Source organism: Streptomyces fulvoviolaceus, from assembly GCF_000718165.1.
In the GTDB taxonomy this organism is placed as follows: Bacteria; Actinomycetota; Actinomycetes; order Streptomycetales; family Streptomycetaceae; genus Streptomyces; species Streptomyces fulvoviolaceus.
On record NZ_JOEY01000252.1, the window covers coordinates 1 to 204 of the forward strand.

The window sequence follows — 204 nt, forward strand, 5'->3', positions numbered from 1 at the left end:
GGTGATCTCCTCGCCGGTGACGGCCTTGACCACGTCCGGGCCGGTGATGAACATCTGCGAGGTCTCGCGGACCATGAACACGAAGTCGGTCAGGGCCGGACTGTAGGCCGCGCCACCCGCGCACGGGCCCAGCATCACCGAGATCTGCGGGATCACCCCGGAGGCCCTGGTGTTGCGCTGGAAGATGCCGCCGTAACCGGCGAG

At 68.1% G+C, this 204-nt stretch carries 1 protein-coding gene; it reads right to left on the reverse strand.

The window, feature by feature from the left end:
* On the reverse strand, window positions 1-204 hold a 204-nt coding region (locus tag IG08_RS55595; RefSeq protein WP_043457906.1), incomplete at both ends, for a carboxyl transferase domain-containing protein.